Source organism: Paraburkholderia fungorum (assembly GCF_046026025.1).
Lineage (GTDB): Bacteria > Pseudomonadota > Gammaproteobacteria > Burkholderiales > Burkholderiaceae > Paraburkholderia > Paraburkholderia fungorum_E.
In genome coordinates, this window is sequence record NZ_JAQQFL010000022.1 from 33143 (window position 1) to 57984 (window position 24842).

General features: G+C 61.3%; 19 protein-coding genes and 2 pseudogenes. 12 read left to right on the top strand and 9 right to left on the bottom strand.

What is annotated here, in order from left to right; genetic code table 11:
* Nucleotides 1-160 precede the first annotated feature (160 nt).
* The 4 genes from PQR67_RS22880 (at nucleotide 161) to PQR67_RS22895 (ending at nucleotide 5546) form a co-directional block, all read left to right on the top strand.
* On the top strand, nucleotides 161-1273 hold the full coding sequence (locus tag PQR67_RS22880; protein ID WP_408464335.1) for a CaiB/BaiF CoA transferase family protein: 1113 nt from the start codon (nucleotides 161-163) through the stop codon (nucleotides 1271-1273).
* 47 nt (nucleotides 1274-1320) lie between these two features.
* Nucleotides 1321-2469: an acyl-CoA dehydrogenase family protein gene (locus tag PQR67_RS22885; RefSeq protein WP_408464337.1), complete on the top strand. Its 1149-nt coding sequence runs from the start codon at nucleotides 1321-1323 to the stop codon at nucleotides 2467-2469.
* A 232-nt stretch (nucleotides 2470-2701) separates the two neighbouring features.
* Nucleotides 2702-4354: a sulfatase-like hydrolase/transferase gene (locus tag PQR67_RS22890; RefSeq protein ID WP_408464339.1), complete on the top strand. Its 1653-nt coding sequence runs from the start codon at nucleotides 2702-2704 to the stop codon at nucleotides 4352-4354.
* 58 nt (nucleotides 4355-4412) lie between these two features.
* Nucleotides 4413-5546, top strand: a complete 1134-nt coding sequence (locus PQR67_RS22895; protein WP_408464341.1) for a formylglycine-generating enzyme family protein — start codon at nucleotides 4413-4415, stop codon at nucleotides 5544-5546.
* A gap of 155 nt (nucleotides 5547-5701) precedes the next feature.
* Here the strand turns inward: PQR67_RS22895 and PQR67_RS22900 are convergent, their stop codons facing one another.
* The 4 genes from PQR67_RS22900 to PQR67_RS22915 all read right to left on the bottom strand — a co-directional run bounded on the left by PQR67_RS22900 (nucleotide 5702) and on the right by PQR67_RS22915 (nucleotide 10118).
* A complete protein-coding gene (locus PQR67_RS22900; RefSeq protein ID WP_408464343.1) occupies nucleotides 5702-7564 on the bottom strand; it encodes an acyl-CoA dehydrogenase in 1863 nt (620 codons plus the stop codon).
* 13 nt (nucleotides 7565-7577) lie between these two features.
* Complete coding sequence (locus PQR67_RS22905; RefSeq protein WP_408464345.1) at nucleotides 7578-8297, bottom strand: NAD(P)H-dependent oxidoreductase; 720 nt, start codon at nucleotides 8295-8297, stop codon at nucleotides 7578-7580.
* 44 nt (nucleotides 8298-8341) lie between these two features.
* Complete coding sequence (locus PQR67_RS22910) at nucleotides 8342-9109, bottom strand: enoyl-CoA hydratase/isomerase family protein (protein WP_408464347.1); 768 nt, start codon at nucleotides 9107-9109, stop codon at nucleotides 8342-8344.
* 166 nt (nucleotides 9110-9275) lie between these two features.
* A complete protein-coding gene (locus PQR67_RS22915; protein ID WP_408464349.1) occupies nucleotides 9276-10118 on the bottom strand; it encodes a WD40/YVTN/BNR-like repeat-containing protein in 843 nt (280 codons plus the stop codon).
* 2 nt (nucleotides 10119-10120) lie between these two features.
* On the opposite strand from PQR67_RS22915, the pseudogene PQR67_RS22920 reads away from it, so the two are divergent.
* The 3 genes and pseudogenes from PQR67_RS22920 to PQR67_RS22930 all read left to right on the top strand — a co-directional run.
* A pseudogene (locus tag PQR67_RS22920) lies at nucleotides 10121-10342 on the top strand (amine dehydrogenase large subunit); the annotation flags it as partial.
* 47 nt (nucleotides 10343-10389) lie between these two features.
* Nucleotides 10390-10941, top strand: coding sequence for a sterol desaturase family protein (locus PQR67_RS22925; RefSeq protein WP_408464516.1), 552 nt, complete (start codon nucleotides 10390-10392; stop codon nucleotides 10939-10941).
* A gap of 438 nt (nucleotides 10942-11379) precedes the next feature.
* Nucleotides 11380-11529: a hypothetical protein gene (locus PQR67_RS22930; RefSeq protein ID WP_408464526.1), complete on the top strand. Its 150-nt coding sequence runs from the start codon at nucleotides 11380-11382 to the stop codon at nucleotides 11527-11529.
* A 580-nt stretch (nucleotides 11530-12109) separates the two neighbouring features.
* Here PQR67_RS22930 and PQR67_RS22935 read toward each other — a convergent pair.
* From PQR67_RS22935 to PQR67_RS22945, 3 genes are all read right to left on the bottom strand, one after another.
* Nucleotides 12110-13132 carry a class I SAM-dependent methyltransferase gene (locus PQR67_RS22935; protein WP_408464351.1) on the bottom strand — a complete coding sequence of 341 codons (1023 nt, stop codon included), beginning with the start codon at nucleotides 13130-13132 and terminating at the stop codon, nucleotides 12110-12112.
* A 26-nt stretch (nucleotides 13133-13158) separates the two neighbouring features.
* The gene (locus PQR67_RS22940) at nucleotides 13159-14970 is read right to left on the bottom strand and encodes a chloride channel protein (RefSeq protein WP_408464353.1); all 1812 of its coding nucleotides are present in this window, start codon (nucleotides 14968-14970) and stop codon (nucleotides 13159-13161) included.
* A 782-nt stretch (nucleotides 14971-15752) separates the two neighbouring features.
* Nucleotides 15753-15974 carry a hypothetical protein gene (locus tag PQR67_RS22945; protein ID WP_408464355.1) on the bottom strand — a complete coding sequence of 74 codons (222 nt, stop codon included), beginning with the start codon at nucleotides 15972-15974 and terminating at the stop codon, nucleotides 15753-15755.
* A gap of 189 nt (nucleotides 15975-16163) precedes the next feature.
* Here PQR67_RS22945 and PQR67_RS22950 point away from each other — a divergent pair, with 189 nt between their 5' ends.
* From PQR67_RS22950 to PQR67_RS22960, 3 genes are all read left to right on the top strand, one after another.
* Nucleotides 16164-16709, top strand: coding sequence for a DUF4142 domain-containing protein (locus PQR67_RS22950; RefSeq protein ID WP_408464357.1), 546 nt, complete (start codon nucleotides 16164-16166; stop codon nucleotides 16707-16709).
* Nucleotides 16710-16782: 73 nt separating this feature from the next.
* Nucleotides 16783-17079 carry a cupredoxin domain-containing protein gene (locus tag PQR67_RS22955; RefSeq protein WP_408464518.1) on the top strand — a complete coding sequence of 99 codons (297 nt, stop codon included), beginning with the start codon at nucleotides 16783-16785 and terminating at the stop codon, nucleotides 17077-17079.
* A gap of 39 nt (nucleotides 17080-17118) precedes the next feature.
* Nucleotides 17119-17835: an RNA polymerase sigma factor gene (locus PQR67_RS22960; protein ID WP_408464359.1), complete on the top strand. Its 717-nt coding sequence runs from the start codon at nucleotides 17119-17121 to the stop codon at nucleotides 17833-17835.
* Nucleotides 17836-18076: 241 nt separating this feature from the next.
* Here PQR67_RS22960 and PQR67_RS22965 read toward each other — a convergent pair whose 3' ends face one another.
* A complete protein-coding gene (locus PQR67_RS22965) occupies nucleotides 18077-19105 on the bottom strand; it encodes an NAD(P)H-dependent flavin oxidoreductase (RefSeq protein WP_408464361.1) in 1029 nt (342 codons plus the stop codon).
* A gap of 301 nt (nucleotides 19106-19406) precedes the next feature.
* On the opposite strand from PQR67_RS22965, the gene cysM reads away from it, so the two are divergent.
* Complete coding sequence (gene cysM, locus PQR67_RS22970) at nucleotides 19407-20309, top strand: cysteine synthase CysM (RefSeq protein ID WP_408464363.1); 903 nt, start codon at nucleotides 19407-19409, stop codon at nucleotides 20307-20309.
* Nucleotides 20310-20498: 189 nt separating this feature from the next.
* Here the strand turns inward: cysM and PQR67_RS22975 are convergent, their stop codons facing one another.
* Nucleotides 20499-22703 carry an OsmC domain/YcaO domain-containing protein gene (locus PQR67_RS22975; RefSeq protein ID WP_408464365.1) on the bottom strand — a complete coding sequence of 735 codons (2205 nt, stop codon included), beginning with the start codon at nucleotides 22701-22703 and terminating at the stop codon, nucleotides 20499-20501.
* 534 nt (nucleotides 22704-23237) lie between these two features.
* On the opposite strand from PQR67_RS22975, the pseudogene PQR67_RS22980 reads away from it, so the two are divergent.
* Nucleotides 23238-24810: pseudogene (locus tag PQR67_RS22980) on the top strand (methyl-accepting chemotaxis protein).
* The last annotated feature ends 32 nt before the right edge of the window (nucleotides 24811-24842 follow it).

Consider the following 24842-nt stretch of genomic DNA (forward strand, 5'->3'; position numbering starts at 1 on the left):
ACCGCGTGCGCACACGAGGCGCTCCGCCCCTGCCTTGAATAGGGGGCGCGCCGCGCCACCTGCGGACGCCGCCGCCCGCCGCCCCCTTTCCTTCCGAGGGGGTGTCTGCGCGCCGCGCGCTCTCTATCATTGGTCGCATTCAACGATGATGAGGCAGACCATGGCGCCAGACAGGCAAGGCCCGCTCACCGGCGTGCGCGTGCTCGAAATTGCAGGCATCGGACCGGGGCCGTTTTGCGGCATGTTACTCGCCGATCTGGGCGCGGACGTGGTGGTGGTCGACCGCGTCGAACCCGACGCCGACCGGGTCGATCTCGGCAATCACGACATCCCGAATCGCGGCAAGCGTTCGGTGGCGGTCGATCTGAAAACGCCCGAGGGTGTCCAGACCGTGCTGCAACTGGTCGAACAATGCGACGCGCTGATCGAAGGCATGCGGCCCGGCGTGATGGAACGCCTCAGCCTCGGCCCGGACGTGTGCCTGCAACACAACCCACAGCTCGTCTATGGCCGCATGACCGGCTGGGGACAAACCGGCCCGCTCGCGCATGCCGCAGGGCACGACCTGAACTACATCGCGCTGTCCGGCGCACTTTGGTATTCGGGCCAGCCTGGCGAGCCGCCCATCACGCCGCCGAGCCTCGTCGGCGACATCGGCGGCGGCGCACTCTATCTCGCCGTGGGGCTGCTCGCGGGCATCATGCACGCACGCGCGACCGGTGAGGGGCAAGTGGTGGACGCCGCCATCGTCGACGGCAGCGCGCACATGATGACCTTGCTGCATGCGCTCCAGGCATCCGGCAAGTTCACGGCGGCGCGCGGCCAGAGCCTGCTCGACGGTCCTCACTGGTACAACACCTATCGCTGCGCCGATGGCGGCATGATCTCGGTCGGCTCACTCGAACCGAAGTTCTATCGCCTGCTGCGCGAAAAGCTCGGCTTCGCCGACGACCCGGCTTTCGACAAGGCCTACGACGCCAGCGCATGGCCCGACCTGCGCCGCCGCTTCGCCGATCTCTTCGCGACCCAAACCCGCGACGCGTGGTGCGCGTTGCTGGAAGGCAGCGATGCCTGCTTCGCGCCGGTGCTTAGTCCCGACGAGGCCGCACTGCATCCACACATGCGGGCACGCGAGGTCTACACCCGCGAAAGCGGCGTCCTGCAGGCCAACCCCGCCCCGCGCTTCTCGGCCACGCCGCTGCCCGGCCCGCGCCGGATCCCGCAGCGCGGCGAACACACGCAGGACGTTCTGCGCGACTGGGACGCGCGCTGAGCGTCGCTCGCCCTGCCCGCCTCGACCCAACACAAGGATGACAATCCATGAGTAAAGACCTCTCCAGCCTGTTCCTCAGCGAGCAACAGATCATGATTCGCGACTCGGCGCGCCGCGTCGCGAACGAGATCGTCGCGCCGACGGCCGCCCAGCGCGACCGCGAGTCCGCATGGCCGCACGCCGAAATCAAGGCGCTGGCCGAACTCGGTTTTCTCGGCATGCTGGTGCCCGAAGCCTATGGCGGCACGGGCGCGGGCGTGCTCGACTTCTGCCTGGCACAGCACGAGTTCGCCGCTCACGACGCGGGCCTCGCCACGATCCTGCACGTCCACAACTTCACGGCGATGTGCATCGCGGAACACGGCACCGAGGAACAGAAGCAGCGCTTCCTGCCCGCGATGGCGAGCGGCGAATCGATCGGCGCGTTCCTGCTCTCCGAAGCACATGCAGGCTCGGACACGGCGGCACTGCGCACGAGTGCGGTACGCGACGGCGATCATTACGTCATCAACGGCGCGAAGCAGTTCATCTCGAACGGCAGCGAGGCCGGCGTGGGCGTGGTATTCGCCATCACCGACAAGGCCGCCGGCAAGCGCGGCGCCACGACGTTCATCGTCGATCCTTCGCAGCCCGGCTACGCCACGACGCGCGTCGAGGACAAGCTCGGTCAGCACACGGCCCACACGGCGCAGATCGCGCTCGAGAACTGTCGCGTGCCCGTCGAACAACGGCTTGGCGCTGAGGGTGGTGGCTACCGGACGGTGATGGGCGGTTTATCGGATGGCCGCATCGGCATCGCTTTCATCGCTGCGGGCGCGGCCCGCGGCGCGCTCGACGCGGCGGTGAAATATGCCAACGAGCGCGAGGCCTATGGCGCGCCGATCGCACAGATCCAGGGCGTTGCGTTCGATCTGGCCGACATGGCCGCGCAGGTCGACGTGGCGTTCCAGTACTGCCTGCACGCCGCGCGGCTGCGCGACACCGGCGCGGACTGCATGAAGGAAGCGTCGATCGCCAAGCTCTTTGCGAGCGAGATGGCCGAGAAGGTCTGCTCGAGCGCGCTCCAGATTCACGGAGGCTACGGCTATCTGTGCGACTTCCCGGTGGAGCGCTATCTGCGCGACGTGCGCGTCTGCAAGATCTACGAAGGCACGAGCCACATCCAGAAACTCATCATCTCGCGCCAGCTGGGCTGACGCGCATTCGACGCAGCCCCCTATTAACGAGGGGTGATTCGACGCGCCATACGCTGTTATTTTGAAATCTGAGTCGCCTCCCGGGCCAAGTGGGCCCGGTGGACGACACCACAGGTATCCGTGATTTCCCGGATCGACTGCGGCGGTGACCCGCGTGGTGGCATGGCTTCTGTCGGCGCCCGCTCCGTTCGCCAGCCAGTCACCGGCCTTTACCGCAACGGCAGGAGACGCCATGAAACACATCATCCCAGCCTTGCTCCTCGCAGCAGGAGCGACGCTGGCCATCTCGCACGCCACGAGCGCGCAGACGATCACCGAACCCACGAGGGAACAGGGCATGGCCGGCTACGACCAGCCCAACAATTATCTGGCGTCCCGCACGGTCAAGCTTGCGGACAACATGGAGCCGGTCATCCCGCACGCGGATCAGGAGCAGGATGCCGTCCGCAAGCTCGAAGCCCTGCAGAAGAAGACCGGCAAGCGCCCCAACATCGTGGTTTTCCTGCTCGACGACGTCGGTTATAGCGACTTCGGCTTCAACGGCGGCGGCGAGGCCGTGGGCAACGCCACGCCCGACATCGACCGCATCGCGAACCAGAGTCTGATCCTGAGCTCGGCCTACTCGCAGCCGAGCTGCTCGCCGACCCGCGCGACCATCATGACCGGGCAGAACCCGGCCCACCACGGCATCCAGATCCCGCCGATGTACGGCCAGCCAGGCGGCCTCGAAGGGCTGACCACGTTGCCGGAGCTGCTCTCGCGCGCCGGGTACACGACCCAGGCGGTTGGCAAGTGGCACATTGGCGAGAACACGGGTTCGCAGCCGCAGAACGTCGGCTTTGACGACTTCCGCGGCTTCCTCTCGGTCTCCGACATGTACACCGAGTGGCGCGACCCGCAATACAACCCGGAAATCGCGCTGAGCCCGCAGCGCTATCGCTACATCCTGAATCTGCCGTTCAACAAGAGCGACGTGCACGCCGTGAAGGGCGGCCCGATCGAAAGCCTGTACGAGATCAACACCGACACCATCAAGGACCTCGACACGAAGTGGCTCGACTACACCGTCGGCTTCCTCAACCGCCAGAAGAACGCCACCAAGCCGTTCTTCCTGTACTACGCGCCGCGCGCCTGCCACTTCGACAACTATCCGAACGACTACTACAGGGGACGCTCGGCGGCGCGCACGAACTACGGCGACTGCATCGTTCAGGTTAACGACATGTTCAGGAAGCTGATCGACACGCTGCAGGCGAACGGCGAACTGGACAATACGATCGTGTTCTTCACGTCGGATAACGGCCCCGAGCAGGAAGTCCAGCCGGCTGCGCGCTCGATGTTCCGCGGCGGCAAGGGCTCGACCTGGGAAGGCGCCGTGCGCCAGCCGTTCTTCGTCTACTGGAAGGGCATGGTCGAGCCGCGCCGCTCGGACGGTCTGTTCGATTTCGCGGACCTGTTCAACACGTCGGTTGCCCTGGCCGGCACGCCGGGTGCGGGTCTCTCGCAGCTCGTGCCGCCGACGACGTACCTCGACGGCGTCGACCAGACCTCGTTCCTGCTCGCCGACAAGGGCGTCTCCAACCGGCGCAGCGTCTTCTACTTCTGGAACGATGAGCTTTCCGCTGTGCGCGTCGACGAGTTCAAGCTGATGAAGAAGTTCCAGCTTCCGGACGCCGTGACCCAGAAGGGCTACAACGGCGGCTTCGCGGGGATGGTCGGCGATGCATGGACCGTACTGGTCTTCAACCTCTACACCGACCCGAAGGAAGAGGAGTCGATCGCGATCCGCCATATCCCAGCCAGCGTGCCGCTCGTGATGGAGTATGCCCGCTATCAGCAGGTGCTCAAGAAGTACCCACCCAGAACCCAGGCCTCGCTGAAGTAGGCTTGAAACGCGCCGACGTCCAGCCCGACGTCGGCGCTTTTGGCATTTGGAAACAGCAATGAAGTCAGCAAACAAGCATTGGTACAAGGCGAGCCTGGTCGCAGTCGCAGTCGCGCTCGTCATGACCGGCACCACCATCGCCGCCTATGAGCATTTCAAGGGCCCCGTCCCGCTCACGGTGGGCGACGGCGCGGCCGGCCCGAAGGACATGGTGTGGATTCCGGCCGGCGAATTCATGATGGGCAGCGAGCACCCGCGCGCGCTGCCCAACGAACGGCCCGCGCACGAAGTCAAGATCCACGGCTACTGGATCGACCGCCACGACGTCACCAACGCGCAATTTGCCCGTTTCGTCGCCGCCACGGGCTATGTGACGACGGCCGAGCGCAAGCCGCGCTGGGAAGATCTGGCAGTTCAACTGCCGCCCGGCACGCCGCGCCCCGACGACGCCACGCTCGTCCCCGGCGCCCTCGTCTTCACCGGCACGGACGCGCCTGTCGCGCTGAACGACTACTCGCGCTGGTGGAAATTCGTGCCTGGCGCGAACTGGCGGCATCCGACGGGACCAGGCAGCAGTATCGCCGGCAAGGAGAATCATCCGGTCGTGCAGGTGTCCTATGAAGATGCGCGCGCTTATGCGCGCTGGGCGCACAAGCGGCTACCGACCGAAGCGGAATGGGAATACGCAGCGCGCGGCGGCCTCGAACAGGTCGACTATGCCTGGGGCAAGGAATTCGCGCCAGCCGGCAAAAAGATGGCGAACACCTGGGACGACGCGGCTCGCCCGTTCCCCGTCACCGAAAATCGTGGCAGCCACGAGAAGGTTCAGGTGGGCACGACGGCCGTGGGCCGCTTCGCGCCGAATGGCTATGGTCTCTATGACATGGCCGGCAACGTCTGGCAATGGGTCGCCGATTGGTATCGCGCGGACGCGTTTCGCATCGAGGCGGCGTCCGGACGTGTCGTTAGCAATCCTTCCGGACCTCCATCGAGCTACGACCCGGACAATGGTCCGACCGCCACGGCACCCGAGCGCGTGACGCGCGGCGGCTCGTTCCTGTGCAGCGAAACCTACTGCATCAGCTATCGAACCAGTGCGCGCCGCGGCACGGACCCAATGAATGGCATGTCGCATCTTGGCTTCCGGCTTGCGATGGACGAAGACGAGTGGGAACGCGAATCTCGCCATTGAGGTAACGCTTCGTGCGGGAAATGGCGGGTGGGAAGGAAGCCGCCCGCGCCTGCGAAGTTCGATTCTCCGGCCTCCCCTTCGCGTGCGCCGCTGCATCCTCGAATGCAGCGGCGCATCAGGTAAACCGCGACCGCTTTCCGGTGCAATGCCGTTCTTCAGAACCACACGTCCCGCATATCGAGCGCGGTGCGATCCAGCGAGGCGAGCAGGTTCAGTTGCGGACCAACACGCGGCAATTCCCATCGATAGAAATACGTTGCTGCGGCAAGCTTGCCGCGATAGAACGCCTTATCGCTTTCGTCGTCCGAGTTGGCGAGCGCGGCCTGCGCCACGAGCGCCTGCTCGATCCATATCCACGCCACCACCACGTGGCCGAACGCCTCCAGATAGACCGAGGCGTTGGCGAGCGTCAGCGCGGGATCGTCGGCGGCCCATAGTGCGTCGGTCACCTGCACGAGCCGCGTCACCATCTCATCGAGCCTCGCGCCGTATTCCACGAGCGCCGTGTCGCCGGTTGCCTTCGCGTTTGCGGCGCTCGCCCGCATCCGGTCGACGAGCATCCGCAACGCCCTGCCGTCCTTCATCGTGACCTTGCGGCCGAGCAGGTCCAGCGCCTGGATGCCGTGCGTGCCTTCGTGGATCGGATTCAGGCGGTTATCGCGGTAGAACTGCTCGACGTTGTACTCGCGCGTGTAGCCATAGCCGCCATGCACCTGAATGGCGAGGTTGTTCGCTTCGAGACACCATTGCGACGGCCAGCTCTTGGCGATCGGCGTCAGGATGTCGAGCAGCAGCGAGTATGCCTGTGCTGCCTGGTTGTCGTCCTCGGCCTCGGCCGCGCGTGCTTCGTCGACGAGCTTCGCGCAGTACAGATTGAGCGCGAGCCCACCCTCCGCGTAGCTCTTCTGCGCCAGCAGCATGCGGCGGATGTCCGCGTGTTCCACCAGCCTGCCCTGCGGGCTCGCCGGGTCCTTGCCGCCTGGTCCCGTGGCACGTCCTTGCGGACGGTTGCGCGCATAGTCGAGCGCATGCAGATAGCCGGTGTAACCAAGCGCCGCCGCACCGAGCCCCACCCCGATGCGCGACTCGTTCATCATGTGGAACATGTAGGTGAGCCCCTGGCCGGCCTCGCCCACCAGATAGCCGATCGCGCCCGCCTCGCCGTCCGGCCGATACTTCACACCCTCGCCGAAATTCAGCAGGCAATTCGTGACGCCACGATAGCCCATCTTGTGGTTCAGACCCGCGAGAACCACGTCGTTGTGCTCACCGCGCGAACCATCCTCACCGACGAGGTACTTCGGGACGATGAAGAGCGAAATGCCCTTCACGCCCGGCACCAGCTTGCCGTCCGGGCCTGGGATCTTCGCAAGCACGAGGTGTACGATGTTCTCTGACAGCTCATGCTCGCCGCCGGAGATCCACATCTTGTTGCCGCGCAGACGGTACTGCGCACCAAGCGACGAGTCTGCCTCGTACTCGGCGCGCGTCGTGATGTCCGAGAGCGACGAGCCCGCCTGCGGCTCGGACAGGCACATCGTGCCGAAGAAGCGGCCCTCCATTTCCGGCCGCACGAACGTGTCGATCTGCTTGCGCGTGCCGTAGGTCAGCAGTAGATTCGCGTTGCCGATCGTGAGGAACGGGAATGTCGTCGTGCCGATGTTCGCCGCGTTGAACCAGGCAAAGCCCGCTTTCTCGAGCACCATCGGCAGTTGCATGCCGCCAAGCTCGTAGTCCTGTCCGGCGGCCATCAGGCCGGCTTCGCCAAAGGCGGCGAGCGCGCGCCCGACCTCGGGAATAACGTGCACGGTCTCGCCGTCGAAATGCGGTTCCTGCTCGTCGTTCTTCTTGTTGTGCGTGGCGAAGAGATCGGTGGCGATCTTTTCGCAGGTGTCCAGCGCGGCGTCGAAGGTCTCGCGCGAATGGTCCGCATAGCGTGCGGCCGTCGTTAGCTTCTCGACGTCGAGCCATTCGTACAGCAGGAAGTTCAGGTCGCGGCGCGAAAGAATCAATGACATGGCGGCTTCCTTTTCAATGGGGTTCGCCAAGCGCCGCCTTGGGTCGCAGCATGTCGTCGAAATCGTCCATTGACGGAAACTGCAGCGGCTCAAGGCTCTCGATCTGCCGGAGTCGCTGGCGATACTGCTCCAGCATTTCAGTGCGCTGCTCGGGCTTGATATAGGGAACATGCCAGGCAACGAACGGCGGCAGCACGGTCATGCCCGTATAGGCCAACGTACCGCGCAGGATCGGCCGGAGCATGTCTTCCAGCTCTCCGTGAATACCGCCCTCGGACAGCATGTGCTGCTGGCCGCCGATGGTCATGGCCAGCATCGTCTTTTTGCCTTTCAGTCCGCCACGGTCGTAGAACCGCATGCCCCCATAGCAATGGCCGGAGATGAGGACCCGGTCGACCCAGCCTTTGAGAATGGCCGGCATGGAGAACCAGTAGACCGGGAAGTTGAAGATCACCAGATCGGCCCAGTCCAGTTTCTCCAGTTCGGCCTGGATGTCGGGCGCCAGGGTTTTCTTCGCGTAGCCGTGCCGTTGCTCCAGCGCATAGACGAGGTAATCCGCGTTGGCGCGGCTGCCGAAGTCATCGCGGTCCGCAACGGGGTTCCATTGCATGGCGTAGAGATCCGATACCGTCACCTCATGCCCTTGCGCCTGAAATTCCTCGACGGCGAGGGTCTTCATGGATGCGTTAAACGATTGAGACTCGTTGTGGGCGAATACGATCAGCACGTTCATCGCGTCGTTCTCCTGTGTTTTCGGTTTAGGGTGGGCGACGCCGATTATTTGCGCCGGTCGGCTGCAAGGCGAGCCTGCAGCGCGTCGATGCGCCGATGATTCTCGTCCGAGCCGATATAGCTGCGAAAAAGCCACTCCTGAGTCCGCATTGCACCGTCGAGGTCGAGATTGAGCAACTGATTGGAAAGACGCTTCGTTTCGAGCAGGCACATGCGGTCGCAGCCGGCCATCTCTGCCGCAATCGCACTCACCGACAAGAGCAACTCGCCTTCCGGATACACACGACTGACATAGCCAATCCGTTCTGCTTCTGCCGCGTCGTAGATACGGCCGGTCAGTGCGACTTCCTTCGCGCGGCCGAGCCCGATGATTCGCCACAGCGGATCGAGCGCCGGCGTCAACGCCAGCATCACTTCGCGCTGACCGAACTTCGCGCGGGTGGACGCGTAACGGATGTCGCACATCATGGTCAGATCGAAGCCGCCCGCGATGGCCGGACCGCCCACTGCAGCGATGACCGGCTGCGAACAGAAAAGGATCGCCCGGTAGGCGCGATGAAAAAGCGCCGTGTACGCTTCGTTCGAAACTTTCTCCAGCTTGCGGATTTCGTTGAGATCGAATCCTGCCGAGAAATATCGTTCACCGCCCGTCAGGACGACCACGCTGACGTCCTCCCGTTCGCCGAGGCGCGTGAAGACGGAAGTGATTTCCTCGAGGACGCCGGGCGCAAGCGCATTGACTTTGTCGGGGCGGTTGATGGTGACCGTCGCTACCTTGTCGGTGACATCAAGCAGCAAATACTGATATTCCATTGAAGGTTCCTCGTTTTCAGGCGTTCCGCAGGCTCTCGCTCGAATCCCGTTGATGTCGAATCGAGACGGTTCGTCAGGGAGTGTAGGGAACGTCCATGGTTGGCCGCCCCTTCCTTTTCGTGCGGGGTGGCTCAGCCGGTCCGCACGAGAGCCGGACATGCAGCGCTTACTGCTGCTCGAGTATCCCTTCCTTCGAAAACAGGACAGGCCTCCCTTCGTTATCGATCACGGCCGCAGTCAGCGCCGCGCGATCGGCGCGCTGAACGGCCTCAAACTGCGTCGAACCCGGGCGCGCGCGCAGCATCACGCCGTCGAGGCCAACGGCCAGCAATCCATCCCCGGCCCCGACGATCCCGGTGATCGAGCTGCTCGTCCCCGAATGCAATGGGGACCATGTCGCGCCGCCATCGGTACTCTCGAACAGGCTGCCGAGCAGGCCGCCGACCACGATGCGGCCGCTGGACGTCGCCGTTCCCGCCCAGAGCGAACCTTTGCCGCCTGTCTCCAGATAAGTCCAGTTCGCGCCGCCGTCAGTCGACCTGATCACGGAGCCCTGCTCGGCCGCGATATAGACGGCACCGCCGCGATCGCCGAACACGCAGTAAAGGTTCAGGTCCGGCTTCGCACCGCTTGGCGGTTTCGGCAGCTTTGTCCTCGTCCATGTCAGGCCGCCGTCGTGCGTCACGAGCAGCAATGACCACAAACCCACGGCAAAGCCGTTCCGCTCGTCGGTGAAGGCGACCGAGAACAGCGGCTGGTCGGTCGAGGTGTCCAGCCGCTGCTCGCGCCAGGTTTCTCCGCCGTCGTCGGTCGCGAGTATGGTTCCCCACTGGCCGACCGCCCATCCGCGCAACGCTCCGGAAAACGTGACCGAAGAGAGCGTCGCGTCGATCGGCACATGCTTTGCCTGCCGCCACGCGTGGCCGTTGTCGTCGGAGAGCAGAACGAGGCCGTGCTCGCCGACTGCGACGATGCGAGAGCCCGCACGCGAAGCGCCGAACGGCATCATGCTTCTTGCCGGGCTTCGCCGTCTCGCCCGACCACAAGACGAGTGTCGTCGCGACGACCTATTTTTCGCGCGGCTCGCACGGCACGCGCGCGGACGTCGTGGAGTTCACCGACAACACCACGCTCGACCACGCGGGCGAAACCGTTGTTCCGCCAAAGCATGCGCAGTCGGTACCGTCGCTCTGGAACACCACCTTCAGCGCGGACGGCAAGCGCATATCCATTGGCCGGTCCAGTGGCGTCCGCATAAACCGCACCACACGCCGATCTATCTGAACGTCCTGATGGCATCGCGCGAGAACACGTTCTACTACTTCCTCATTCCGGCGGTCTGGATGGCGCCTTGGCTGATCTATGCAGGCGCCGGCACGGCCTCGGCAGTGGCGTTCGGCTTCAAGGGCGTCGTGACGCTATTGCAACATACGGGCTATCGCTGGGATCTCTGGTTGCGGCGCTACGCGGCGGGACGCCTGCTGCTCGACGTCGTCGAAAAGGTGGTGGTCCTACAGGACTTTCATCACGCTCATCATGGCATCGGCCGCTATGGCAACGCATCGTCCAACTATGGGAACATTCTCTGCATCTGGGACTTCCTGCATGGTACGGCCCAGGGACAACGACACTGCCGTCAGGACGCCTATGGTGTACCCGTGGGAATGCCGGTAGAAACAGGGGTGATGCAACTTTTCTGGCCACTGCTGCGGACAAAGCGCAAGCAAGCGAACCTGGGGGCGACACCAGTGCAAAGCACCGACGCCGAATTGGCCGAGGCCGCCGCCGTTATCTTCACAACCAATGGCGTTGCCGTTGCAGTCAGGAACTGAGTGAAGGTGGCTGTCTCCCGACCAGTCTGCGACAGACCCGAGGCGACCTCACAGTTCAGCTTTCGGCGACACGTGTTTTCTTCAACAACACCCTGCCCCTCGGCATTGGCGCGAACGTCTACTATGCCTGGAACGGCTACGACAACAATGTTTCAAGGGGGTCGGGAGAACATCACTTTTCCGGACTGATTTCGGTTTCAGGTGCATATTGCACCACGGAACACGAGCCCGGCCGGCTGACCTGGAACCGCTGGGTCACCCGCTATGATCGAGATACCGACGTCACCCTGGCCAGTATCGGATGTAGGTCGCAATCCCGCTGACAATGGCAGAGGTTGTATTGAGAGTGCCATTACCGAGGTCGTCGGAAAATCGCTGTCGGTGAGGGGTGGCTGCTTTCCGAAACGTGAGGGTCTCACCAGGCGGTTCGAGTTATTCGTGCGGGAGAACAAAGGCGAGAATCACCTCATCAAGGCGGGCGATACGATCGCCTTGGGAAGACCATTTTTTACTCCGTACATCGAGATTCCCACGCTGAACGACTATCAGCTCGAGGTGGTGAACCTGGATGTGAAGAAGGTCTTGTAGGCTGAGTGAAATTTTGTCAGCAGGTGGCCGCTCAACCCTCTGTTCGAGTGGTTTGGTCACGCCAAACGCAATATCGCAACTGCCGTCGTTCAGCAAGGTGCTAACACCGGCGTGGTCGGCGCGGAAGACACGGCCGATGAGCCCTCCCCGAAACAAACCGCCCGTGGGCCTGCGCCGGACAACTCGCGCGTGCCCTAGATGTGAGTTCGGTCGTGCAACCTGTACGCGCATCACGAGTACCTCTATGCCGCTCACAATCAGAAAGATGAACCCCGTCACGACCAGTCGAGCAGGTGCTCAGGCGTATTCGTCGACATGCCTGCTGCAAGCTGCCTCGCACCGCATGGCAGCCGGCACAGCTGGCGGCCCGGTCAGTCCATGAATGGGGCGCAATTGCTACCCGCGATCCGCGTGTCTCATGTCCTTTTGTCGGCATCTTCGCTCGTCTTCGAATCGGCCCGTCGCGACACTAGAAAAACTGATCCCTTATTAGCAAAGGGAAGCTATAAATATTGTGTGTAACGGCAAGTCTAATAACTCGCAGCACGGCGGTTGAGCGCGCAAGCAAGTCACCGGACGATCAACCCACGGCGCCAGGCCACGGTAGCGCACTGGCGTGCGTGCCCACCTTACGTCCGACTATTTCGTAAATCGCCACGTCATCATGCTCGAGTGCCGTGGCCCAGCCACTCAGATAGTCACGCCACGTCTGAAAGCTCCGATCATCGGCGTGTTGCCGCAACGCCATCGATTTTGCCTTGAGGTTCTCCTCCCATAAACGCAGCGTCCTGACACAATGCCGACGCAGATTCTGAATGTCCGATACCTCCAGTCCGCCTTCCCGCATTGCATTCAACGCATAGCCAAGATCGGGCAGTTCGTCGTCCGGAAACACATATCGGCCGGCAAACTCGCCTCCGTCGGAGCCGAACTCGCCGCTGCCGGATCCCGCCGACATGATTCCGTGGCTGACGAGCACGCCGTCTGTTGCAAGATGCTCCTGCAAGATTGCAAAGTAATCCAGAAGATCGCCGCGACTGTCGAACTCGAACATGCCCAGGCTCGTGATCCGGTCGAACCGGCCTTTGACATCGGGATAGGCTTGCAAACGAATCTCGACGCGCTCGGCAAGGCCCGCTGCCTTGATGCATTCGTTAGCCCAATCAAACTGATGCTTCGACTGGGTAATGCCGACGCAACGCGCGCCGAACTTCTCAGCAGCCCGAATCACCAAGGCCCCCCATCCGCAATCGACATCCAGCAGACTGTGCCCCGGCTCGAGTCCGATTTTCGTCAGGACGCGATCGATTTTTTTCAGTTGCGCAGTTGCAAGATCTTCATCGCCGTTCTCGAAGTAGGCGCATGAATAGACCATTCGCGGATCCAGTCCCATTGCGTAGTATTCGTACGGCACGTCGCGCAGGTGCCTGTCGCGCTCCACCAGCACTTTCGCCGCAACCGATTTCAAAACGGCAGACAGTTTTCGGTATTCAGACCATTCCGTATCGTATGGCTGTCTCTCCCATGGCCTGCTATGCGCGGACCTGCTCATGCGCGCGCGAACCTCACTTAGCCACCGGGTTACTTTTCCGTCCTGAGGCATCTGTCTCTCCATTGTGCTGTTGTTTTTCACCGCTCCACATCAACATGCTTCTCCAACGTATCTTCCCGCTTGCTGGTCGGTGCGAGGCGCGTGCTTAGCGGAATCCACACGCGGCGGAATTGCTCGAGTTCGTGCTCTTCGGCGAACACCGACATCGATGGCTTGACCAGGTCGTGCCGCGATACGATGCCGAGGAGGCGATACGTCTTCTCATCTTCGACCACGGGAACACGGTCGAGCCCAGTTATGGCGAGGCGTGCGGCCACGCTTCTACAAGTCTCACGCGGCAGCGCAATTTCGGGTCGCCCTTGCACGAAAAGCGTGCCAAGCGGTACATCGGCCTTTTCGAGGGGAACCTGATCTAGCAGCGTCCGGTCTGCCATGCCCACCAGGATTCCGGAGTCGACAACTGGATACGCACGATACTTCTGCCCTGCCCCGAAATAATCCCGGAGTACTTCGGCAACCGTCGTTTTCGCTTCGATCGTTTCGATGGCGCGGGTCATAACCTCGTCGACATAATGTCTTTCGAGTGGATCGATGCTGTATTCGCGGTAGATGTGATAGCCACGACGGGCAACCTTCTCGGTCAAAATCGAGCGACGCATGAAAAGGACCGTAAAACCATAGGCCACTGCGGCGGCCGCCAGCAAGGGAAGCAAAGCGTTGGCGTCGCCCGTCAGTTCGAATGCAAACACCGCGGCCATCACGGGCGCGCGCATCATGCCGCCAAGCGCCGCGGCCATGAAGATGAGCGGCCAGACGGCAGGCTCGCCGCCAGGCATGTACGGAGCGGCAACGGCGCCCACGCCCGCCCCCATCATCAGCAAAGGAGCCAGTACGCCACCGGATGTGCCCGAGGCCAACGCAATAACCCATATGATGGCTTTGACGAGGACGATCGCAATCACAACGCGCACAGCAAGGTGGTTTTGCAGTAAGTCTCCGATGACGTCGTATCCGACACCCAGCGTACGCGGCTGAAAATATCCGCCGATACCGACCGCGACTGCGCCCAATGCGGGCCACCACATCCAATGGATCGGCAACCTGCCGAACAGATCCTCCACCTTGTAAAGGCCCGTGGACAACCCCCAGGACAACATACCGGTAACCAATCCCGCGATGGCCGACGACACGATACCGACCGGACCGAGCGGCAAGGTATGCAACGGAAACAGAGGCCCGCTCCCCAACAGCAGTGGCCGCGTGAAACCAGCCACGGCACACGCGATCGCAACCGGCAATAGGCTGCGAGGCCGCAGTTCGAATAACAAAAGTTCGATGGCGAGCAGCACAGCGGCAACCGGCGTGCCGAACACCGCGGTCATGCCGGCTACCGCACCCGCCACCAGAAGCGCCTTTCTTTCAGCACTCGACAGATGGAAATATTGAGCAACGAGCGAGCCGATCGCTCCGCCCGTCATGATGATCGGGCCTTCCGCGCCGAACGGTCCGCCGCTGCCGATGGCGATCGCCGAGGCGAGCGGCTTGAGGATCGCCACTTTCGGCGACATCTTGCTCTTGCCGAACAGAATCGCTTCAATGGCCTCGGGTATGCCATGGCCGCGAATCTGCTCAGAACCGAACCGGGCAATCAATCCCACCGCCAGACCACCGATCACGGGAGCCGCAATAACGAATAGTCCGAGCGCGTTTTGCGACGGCGAATGATTCGCGGTGGATATCGTCTGGAAGAAGAAGATGTTCGTGAAGAGGCGGATAAGGTGCAGCAGAAAATCGGCGGCCACCGTGCTTAACGCGCCACCGACCGCCGCGATGGCACTGATACGCAGAAGCCGGACATCTGTTGCGAAATCGCCTTTGTGCTCGCTCATGATTCCCCTTGCCTGACAGCTGAAGATCTATCGCGCCCGAAATCCATACATATCATAACATGATGTAAATTGACGAATGACCACGAATTACGAATCGGTCTTTCCTTGCGTCGCCGGGACGTATGCAAACGCTCCGCGTCAGCGCGCGGCCGCGAGCGTAGTCGTTTGGCTGGTTACCGACGGCTCCCCTCGCCAGCGGTGCGGCAAGCGTCGGCAACCGGGCGATACTTCATCCGGTCATTCGGATGGTTCGTTTGCCAATGGATCGTCTACAGTGCAGGCCAGAGAAAGATCACATGCCGGTCGTCGCCGGTCGGGTTACGACGCGTGTCACCCCTGTGCCATCGTCTGCTTTCCGGGCAGCAGCCATTTGGCCACTTCACCAGCATGAAGGGTCCGCTCGATAGCATATCGAGCGTCGTACGGCCGTACGCACCGACAACCGTCATCGGAATATCAGCGAAATAAGGCGTACCCGTTCCACTGGCCGGCGTGCCCCTTCTCGTCCCGACCGGCTCGCAGCCGTTCGGCTCTGCGCACCACCTTGAGCCAATATCTTGTGGTTGGGCGCCCGAATGCGCGCCTGCCCACGTCGGCTCGCAGATGCTGCACGCGACGAGAGCCGCTGCGAACAAGTGCCGTGCAATCCATTGTTTCATCCCGGCGTCCTTCAGCATGTTGTTTTGCAAGCAACCGGCATCAACTCGCGCCGCAATACGGTGTCTACAGCCCCCAAATGATGTCGGCATTCTGCCTTTATTTTATATCACGACATGATCCAATCAAGCTGCGAATACCATCAGCAGGGCCAACCTGGCCCATGCGAAGGACGAGGCCAAATCCGTGGCCAGCCCGGTTTTTCCGGGTTGCGGCAACTCCTGGCGGATTTTTATATCGCAATGAAATATAACCATGATGAAGCGTTCTTTCGCTTCCTCCCCCGCCTTTTCCGCTGATTCAGCACCCATTCCCTGGACAATATCGTCCCCACGTTGCGAAGCCATGTCGCATTCCTCAAGGCTGTTCAGCAACCGTGTCAAAGAAACTCGCATCGCGGGCCGCATCCGGGAACGCAAACTGAAACGGGAACGCGGTCTGCATACGTGACATCCAATACCGTATTCAGGATCGGATCGACCGCGGATCGCGTGCGGATCGACCCGGACCTGCCATCGTTGCTTAGGAGACACGACATGAAGATAGTCAGCGCAGCACGGTTCGGCGTACTCACCAGCGCACTCGCGTTGACCAGCCTCGCGTGCTGGGCACAGAGCGCCGGCCCCACCGATCCTCAGATCGCGGCCATCGTCGTGACCGCCAATCAGGTGGATATCGACGCAGGCAGGCTCGCGGAATCGAAAACGAAATCGAAGGATGTCAAAGCGTTCGCGCAACGTATGGTCACTGATCACAGCGGCGTCAACAAAGCCGCCACCGACCTTGTGCACAAGCTGGGCGTCACGCCGGAAGCCAATGCGACGAGCCAGAGTCTCAAACAGGGCGGCGATGCGAACCTCGCCAATCTGAAAACACTCAAGGGCGCGGAGTTCGACCGGGCGTATATCGGCCACGAGGTGACCTATCACGAAAGCGTTCTCGACGCGCTGGACAAGACATTGATTCCGGGTGCGCAGAATGCCGAACTGAAGGCGCTTCTCGTCAGCGTGCGTCCGGCGTTTGTCGCGCATCTTGATCACGCGAAGCATCTGCAGACGGAACTGGGCAAGAGCGGTGGATAACCGGACACTTTGCGCGGCCGGACAGCGCCGGGGTGTGCTGCATGCCGGCGGTTTTGTCCTTGCCTTCACTTTCATTGCGGTCATGCCGATGTGGCTGGCCGGCGTTTCCGAGGCCGCGGCCAAAACGTACGTGATTGTCATCGAGCAGATGCGCTTCTATCCGCCGATACTAACGGTGCACCGCGGAGATCGTGTGATGTGGGTAAACAAGGATCTGTTTCCCCATACGGCGACCGCTACGCCTGCAGCGTTCGATTCACACGAAATTGAGCCGAACGCATCGTGGAGTTACGTGGCGCGCCAGGCCGGCAGCTATCCGTACCTGTGCACGCTCCACACCACGATGCGTGGCACACTGATCGTGCAGTGAGGAACGAGCAATGAGTGAGGGCGACCTGGCGAGGCAGTCATGACGGACATCGTTGCAGCACATTCGACGTTTCCCGCGGAAAACGAACGCGAGGCAGTCCGCCGCATCGTCGCGGGAGATCGATTGGCGTTCGAATTGCTGATGCGCCAGTACAATCGGCGCTTGTATCGTCTGGCGCGTGCCACGTTGCGTGACGGAACGGAAGCAGAAGACGCACTGCAGGCGGCGTATCTGTCAGCCTATCGATCGATCGGCCGGTTTCGTGGCGACGCCACGCTGCTCACCTGGCTGACCCGGCTGGTACTCAACGAATGCTATGGACGCCTGCGCCGGGAAGCACGCCGTCAGAACGTGATTCCGATGGTGGACGCGAACACCCATGTCGATATCGATGCCATGATCGCGCAAGACTCCGATTCCCCAGACAAGGTGTTAGCGCGCGCCGAACTGCGAGCCCTGCTCGAGCGCAAGCTCGATGACCTTCCGGAGATCTTTCGCGTTGTGTTCGTGCTGCGTTCGGTCGAGGAAATGAGCGTCGAGGAGACCGCACAATGTCTCGGCATCCCGGAGGCCACAGTGCGCAGCCGGCATTTCCGCGCAAGGAGTCTGCTGCGCGAATCATTGGCGCACGAGATCGATCTCGCCGAACGCGACGTATTCGAGTTCGGCGGTGCCCGCTGTGACCGGGTAGTCGCCAACGTCCTGGCGCGGGTAGCCGGCGAAGATGAGCACGGTCATGGCGCACCGGCGATATAAATCGCTCCTTCTGGTCGGCGCCTTTCGCTATGGCTGGGCGATGGCGGGTATTCTCGCCGTAGCGGTAAACTCGAGCGCGCAAGCGCGGGCAATCAGGATCATTTCGGGTACCTATGGCACGAACTGCGAAACGCCGCGAACCGCCGTGACCCGCAACGTGGCGCGTCAGTGCGACGGACGGCAGATCTGCTCCTACACCCTGCACAAGGCGCTCACGGGCGCGCCATCCCAAGGTTGCAAATCAGGTGCGCACGCATAATGGCGCGATCCGCGATGAGGCATCCGCTGCCTCATTCAATAGCCGCTCAATGACTTCCGCGGCGCTCGCGATCTGATCGATGAGCGCGGCCGATTCGCCGGCAAAGAGCGCCATCTGCTCAAGATCGCCGACCGTGCTGCGCAGTGGTGAATCGGTGCTGAACCGGTAGATCGGCCGCCCTTCGTCGTAGGCGATCACATCGCGCGGCAGCCTGTCGGCGTCGTGCCCGAACAGTTGATCGCCGGCTTTCCCGGTCACACTGTTTGCCAGGACGCGCACGGGAGAGTGAGGTGGCCAGTTGATCGCGAACAGATCAGTATAGACCGTATCACCCGCCCGCGCGGCAAGAATGCGTTGCTTGTGATAGTCATGCGCGAACGACTCATGGGTGGCGAGAAAAAGCGTGCCGCAGTGAATTCCTGCTGCGCCGAACGCAAGCGCCGCCACGAGACCTGCGCCTGTCGCGAACCCGCCCGACGCGACTACCGGGATGCGCACATGCCTGACGATTTCGGGGAGTAACGTCAGAATCCCCGTGTGCGCCCGCACGTGGCCGCCGGCTTCAATGCCCTGGGCAATCACGATATCGGCCCCCGCCTGTTCGGCGGCGAGCGCGTCCTCGAGTGAGCCAACCTGATAGAGCACCAACACGCCTGCATCTTTCGCTCGTGCGACTACCTCGGGTACGACTTCCCAGAAAAAGCACATCGCGGGAACACGAGCGTCGAGACGGGCATTGAGTTCTGCTACCAGGAGTTCGGGTTCCGTGGCCGACGGAATCAGATTGACGCCGAACGGCTGATCCGTAACGGCCCGCACCGCAGCAATCTCTCGGGAGATCAACTCGGGCGACTCGCGCACCATCCCCAGCAAGCCAAATCCGCCGGCCTGGGAAACGGCCGCTGCAAGGCCGGCACGTGCCGGACCGCCCATTCCCGCCGAGATGACCGGATATCGGCAGCCCAGCAGCCGGGTCAGTGGCGTAGCAAACGACGTCGTATCGATAGCCATCGGATACCTCTTCGATTGGAGATGGGCCGCCATTCCGGTTTGCCGGCCTAAAGCACACATACATCATATCGTGATACATTGTAGTTTAGATGCGAGCTGACCTCTCTCGAGAGTCTGTCGCTCATGAGCAGCGACCCTGGAGCGGGTTTCGTGCGCGGTACCGGCCGCCATGAGCCCGGAAGACGCGGATGCTCCCGAGCCGCCAGAGACATTCACCGCACGCGCATAAGACATCGGGGAAAGCGCGTCGCCAGTCGAACCGACAGCCCTTGTTTTCACATCGCACCAGTACTCATGGAAAATGACCTACAAAACCATTGAAGCCGCCATTGGCGACACCTCGCTCATCGAACTCGTTCGTCTTCCAGATGAAACGATCCGGGCACGCAATAACGTCATTCTCGGCAAGCTGGAGGGTAACAATCCCGCAGGCTCGGTCAAGGATCGCGCGGCGCTGTCAATGATCAGGAATGCGGAGCATCGCGGACGCATACGACCCGGCGACGTGCTGATCGAAGCGACCAGTGGCAACACCGGTATCGCACTTGCCATGGTGGCCGCGTTGCGCGGCTACCGGATGGTGCTGCTCATGCCGGAGGATGTTTCCCTGGAGCGGTGCCGCAGCATGGCTGCGTATGGCGCCGAAATAATCCTGACGCCGGCCAACGGGGGCATGGAGTGCGCGCGGGACATTGCTGCGCAGATGGAACGGGAGGGTCGGGGTGTCGTTCTCGATCAGTTCTCCAATCCCGACAACCCGCTCGCACATTACGAAGGCACCGGTCCTGAGATCTGGCGTGAAACGCAGGGGCGCGTCACCCATTTCGTTTCGGCCATGGGGACGACCGGAACCATCATGGGCGTCAGCCGGTTTCTGAAGGAACAGAATTCCACGGTTCAGATCGTTGGCGTGCAACCGGAAGAGGGTTCGAGGATTCCGGGCATACGCAAATGGTCCGACGGATACCTGCCGGCATTCTTCGAACCTGCGCGGATCGATCGGACCGAATCGGTGAGTCAGGCGACAGCCGAGGCGGCAGCCCGCCGCCTTGCCGCGATCGAGGGGATTTTTTGCGGGATTTCGGCGGGTGGAGCATGTGCCGTCGCGATGCGTATCGCTCGGGAAGTCGAGAATGCAACGATCGTGTTTGTTGTTTGTGATCGGGGCGATCGGTACCTGTCGACAGGCGTGTTCCCAGCCTGATGGACATCGCGAGGTCGATCTCGCGTGTCCAGCAAGCTGCGGCTTCTAGCTCGCCAGATGCACGACACCGCGAGACGCGTCGCCACCGAAATGCCCCCAAGCCTTCCTAACCCCTCCAGTCACCTGCGCGCAGTCGAGGTGCAATTTTTGTTGCACCCCATTGATGTCTTTCCTAACTGCGAGGCAGCCCTACCTCGCCGTAGCCGCCACATCGGCCCGCGCCTTATGCAGTTTCTTGTAACTGTCGATCAGGCGGTGGTGCCTATCGAGCCCCTCCAGCTTCATACTCGTCGGCGTGAGCCCATAGAAGCGCACGCTGCCGTCCACTGAGCCCATTACCGCGTCCATCCGGGCATTGCCAAACATCCGGCGGAAGTTGACCGCGTAGTCGTCCAGCTCCAGATCGTCATCGAGCAGCACCTCCAGCACCACATTCAAGGCCTGGTAAAACAAGCCGCGCTCGACCGTGTTGTCGTTGTACTGCAGGAAGGCTCCCACCAGTTCTTGCGCCGCCTCAAATTGCTGCAAGGCGAGATGAGTCAGCAGCTTCAACTCGAGAACGGTTAGCTGCCCCCAGTCCGTATTCTCGTCGAACTCGATGCCGATCAAGGTGGCAATATCGGAGTGCTCATCCAGTTCACTGTTATCCAGGCGCTCAAGCATTGCGGCCAGGGCGGCATCGTCCAGGCGATGCAAGTTCAAAATATCGGAACGGAACAACAGCGCCTTGTTTGTGTTATCCCAGATCAAATCCTCTACCGGGTAAACTTCCGAATAACCGGGCACTAAAATCCGGCAGGCTACGGCGCCGAGCTGGTCATACACCGCCATGTAAGCCTCTTTGCCCATCTCTTCGAGAATTCCGAACAACGTTGCGGCTTCCTCGGCATTGGAGTTTTCACCCTGGCCAGAAAAATCCCACTCGGCAAACTCGAAATTCGCTTTGGCGCTGAAAAAGCGCCACGACACTACACCGCTGGAATCAATGAAGTGCTCAACAAAGTTATTGGGCTCAGTCACCGCGTTACTGACGAAGGTGGGCTGAGGTAAATCGTTCAGGCCTTCAAAACTGCGCCCCTGCAGCAATTCCGTCAGACTCCGTTCCAGCGCCACCTCAAAGCTTGGGTGCGCGCCGAACGAGGCAAAGACACCGCCTGTCCGCGGGTTCATCAACGTGACGCACATCACCGGGTAGGTCCCACCCAGCGACGCATCCTTTACCAGCACCGGAAAGCCCTGCTCTTCCAAGCCCTGAATCCCGGCCAGAATGCCGGGGTATTTCGCCAGCACTTCGTGCGGCACATCAGGCAATGCGATTTCACCTTCCAGGATTTCCCGCTTTACCGCCCGTTCGAAAATTTCGGACAGACATTGCACCTGCGCTTCGGCCAGCGTATTACCAGCACTCATGCCATTGCTGACGTACAGGTTTTCGATCAGGTTGGACGGAAAATACACCACTTCGCCGTCCGACTGCCGCACAAACGGCAACGAACAGATACCGCGCTGCACATTGCCGGAGTTGGTGTCGTACAGATGCGAGCCACGCAACTCGCCATCGGGATTATAAATTTCCAGGCAGTACGCATCCAGAATTTCAGCGGGCAGCGCGTCCTTACGGCCAGGCTTGAACCAGCGTTCGTTCGGGTAATGGACAAACGCCGCATTGGCGATGTCTTCGCCCCAAAACGCGCCGCCATAGAAATGGTTGCAATTCAGGCGTTCGATAAACTCTCCCAACGCCGACGCCAACGCGCTTTCTTTGGTCGCGCCCTTGCCATTGGTAAAACACATCGGCGAATGCGCATCGCGGATATGCAGCGACCACACATTGGGAACAATGTTGCGCCACGAAGCGATTTCAATCTTCATGCCCAAGCCCGCCAGAATGGCCGACATATTGGCGATGGTTTGCTCCAACGGCAGATCCTTGCCCGCAATATAGGTGCTGGCGTCGGAAGCCGGCTTCACCATCAGCAACGACTGAGCATCGGCATCCAGGTTTTCGACCTCTTCAATGACAAACTCGGGTCCGGCTTGCACCACCTTTTTCACCGTACACCGATCGATAAAGCGCAAAATACCCCGGCGGTCTGCTTCCGAGATATCTGCCGGCAACTCAACCTGAATCTTGAAGATCTGTTGGTAGCGATTTTCCGGATCGACAATATTGTTCTGCGACAGACGGATATTTTCAGTAGGAATATTGCGATTTACGCAGTACAACTTCACAAAGTAAGCTGCGCACAAGGCCGATGAGGCCAGAAAATAATCGAAGGGACCTGGCGCCGAACCGTCGCCCTTATAACGGATAGGCTGGTCGGCCACTACCGTGAAGTCATCGAACTTGGCTTCAAGACGTAGCTTATCGAGAAAGTTGACTTTAATTTCCATGGGTGAATCCTAAAAACGGTGCTCAAAACGATGTAGCCGCTATATCCGTCGCCAGCTTTAGTTGCGCCAAACCGAAGCGCCACGAGTTCATCCAGCATTCTCCCGAATACGAGAACGACCAGGCGACAATCCAGAATATAACGCTCTGTAAAAACAGGGCTTTGATAGTCAATCAACTGGCAAATAGTGCTTCCCGGCGGGAATTCTACTCCCACTCGAGTGTACGTAGCCCGCTGCCCCCTGTACCGGCGGGCCTTCCACGCGCCCAAGCTCGCGACCAGAGCACGCTAGTACGTCGAGGCACCGCGGCAACTGGCCGGACGCGTCGATCTGCATGGCGTCAGATTTTCACGTGTCGGAATTCACTAGATTCATGTGGCATGATCGAAAAGCCGGGGCGGCTCGTTTGCCGTAATCATGTGAGTCGGCCTGTTCCCGTGCCACACCCTTCATCTGTCGATTTCTATCATCCGGAGGAAGCAGGCCAGTTGCACAGTGCGGTACACCTGTGTCGCTGGGCGCATGCGCATACTCATGCTCAAAAAAATCACCATTCGCGGCGGTCTCGCCGCAACGATCGCCAGCTACACGCTGCTGCTGATCCTGGTCATCGTCGCGGGCATTGCCGGCTTGTACAGCAGCAACACTGCGCTGCGCGAGATGTATCGCGACGACACCGCATCGCTATTGCATCTGAAAACCAGTTCGGAGCGCTTATTGTTGCTACGCGGCGGCTTCGGTGAAGTGGAGAAACTGGTCAGCGCGGGCAAGCCCGCCGCCCAGGAGGTCAGACGGCTGCATGCGCTTCTGGCTGAGAGCAATCGCGAACTGGACGCGTACCGCGGTCTACACAAGCTGGACGATGCAGAGAAGCCACTACTCGACGCGCTGCAGGTAAAGCGCGACCAGCTACTGAAGCAGGTATTTCAACTCGCCCTGAAACAGCTCGATGAAGAGAACCTCGTCGACTTTCTCGGCACCCAGCGTGAAGCATCGGCCTCGTTGTTCGCCGACTATCAAGGCGCGCTCACGGCACTCGAGGAGTACCAGGTCCAGCGTCAGCGGGCGCGATTCGACGCTGCCGACGCGCACTTCCACACCATGCTGTGGGCGCTCGGCGCAACAGGTTTGGTAGCGCTCTGTCTTGGCGTGTTTGCCCAGCGAGTGCTTGCCGGGGCGATTGTGCGGCCGATCAACACGGCAGTCGACTATTTCGGCCGAATTGCCGCGGGCGACCTCACCAGCACGGTCACCGTGCAGCGCGACAATGAAATGGGATATTTGCTCAACGCGCTGAAGGGCATGCAACACAGCCTTGTCCAAACTGTCCAGAAAGTGCGCCTCAGCACTCAGGCGATCGTGCTCGACGCGCAAGCGATCGCGAGCGGCAATCTGGACCTGTCGGCGCGTACCGAACAACAGGCCGCATCTCTTCAGCAGGCTGCAGCCAGCATGGAGCAATTGACCGCCACAGTGAGGCAAAACGCCGACAACGCGCACAACGCCAGCGAACTCGCCATTGGCGCGTCCAGGATTGCGTCGCGTGGAGGACAGGTCGTGAGCCAGGTCATCGCAACCATGGACGCGATCTCCAATAGCTCCGGCGAGATCGTCGGCATCGTGATGCGTGATCGAAGGCATTGCGTTTCAAACCAACATTCTGGCGCTGAATGCCGCAGTCGAGGCGGCACGCGCGGGCGAACAGGGCCGGGGGTTCGCCGTGGTTGCGGCCGAGGTTCGCAATCTGGCGCAGCGCTCGGCGTCGGCGGCAAAGGAAATCAAGCAATTGATCGGCGACTCGACGCTCAAGATCAAGGACGGCAGTGCACTCGTTGCTCGCGCCGGCACGACCATGGAGGAAGTCGTCCAGGCCGTCAGCCGGGTAAGGGCCATCATGGCCGAAATCAGCCTCGCGTCCAGCGAGCAGACGACCGGTATCGAACTGGTCAACCACACCGTCACCCAGATGGAAGAAATGACACAGCAGAATTCGGCGATGGTAGAGGAAGCGTCGGCCGCTGCTGCCTCACTTGAACAGCAGAGCCGGCAACTGGGCGAAGCGGTGGCCGTATTCCGTGTGAACGAAGCGATGACAGCAGGCGCGTGATGTCGATCGCTTCCATGACGCGTACCAGACGG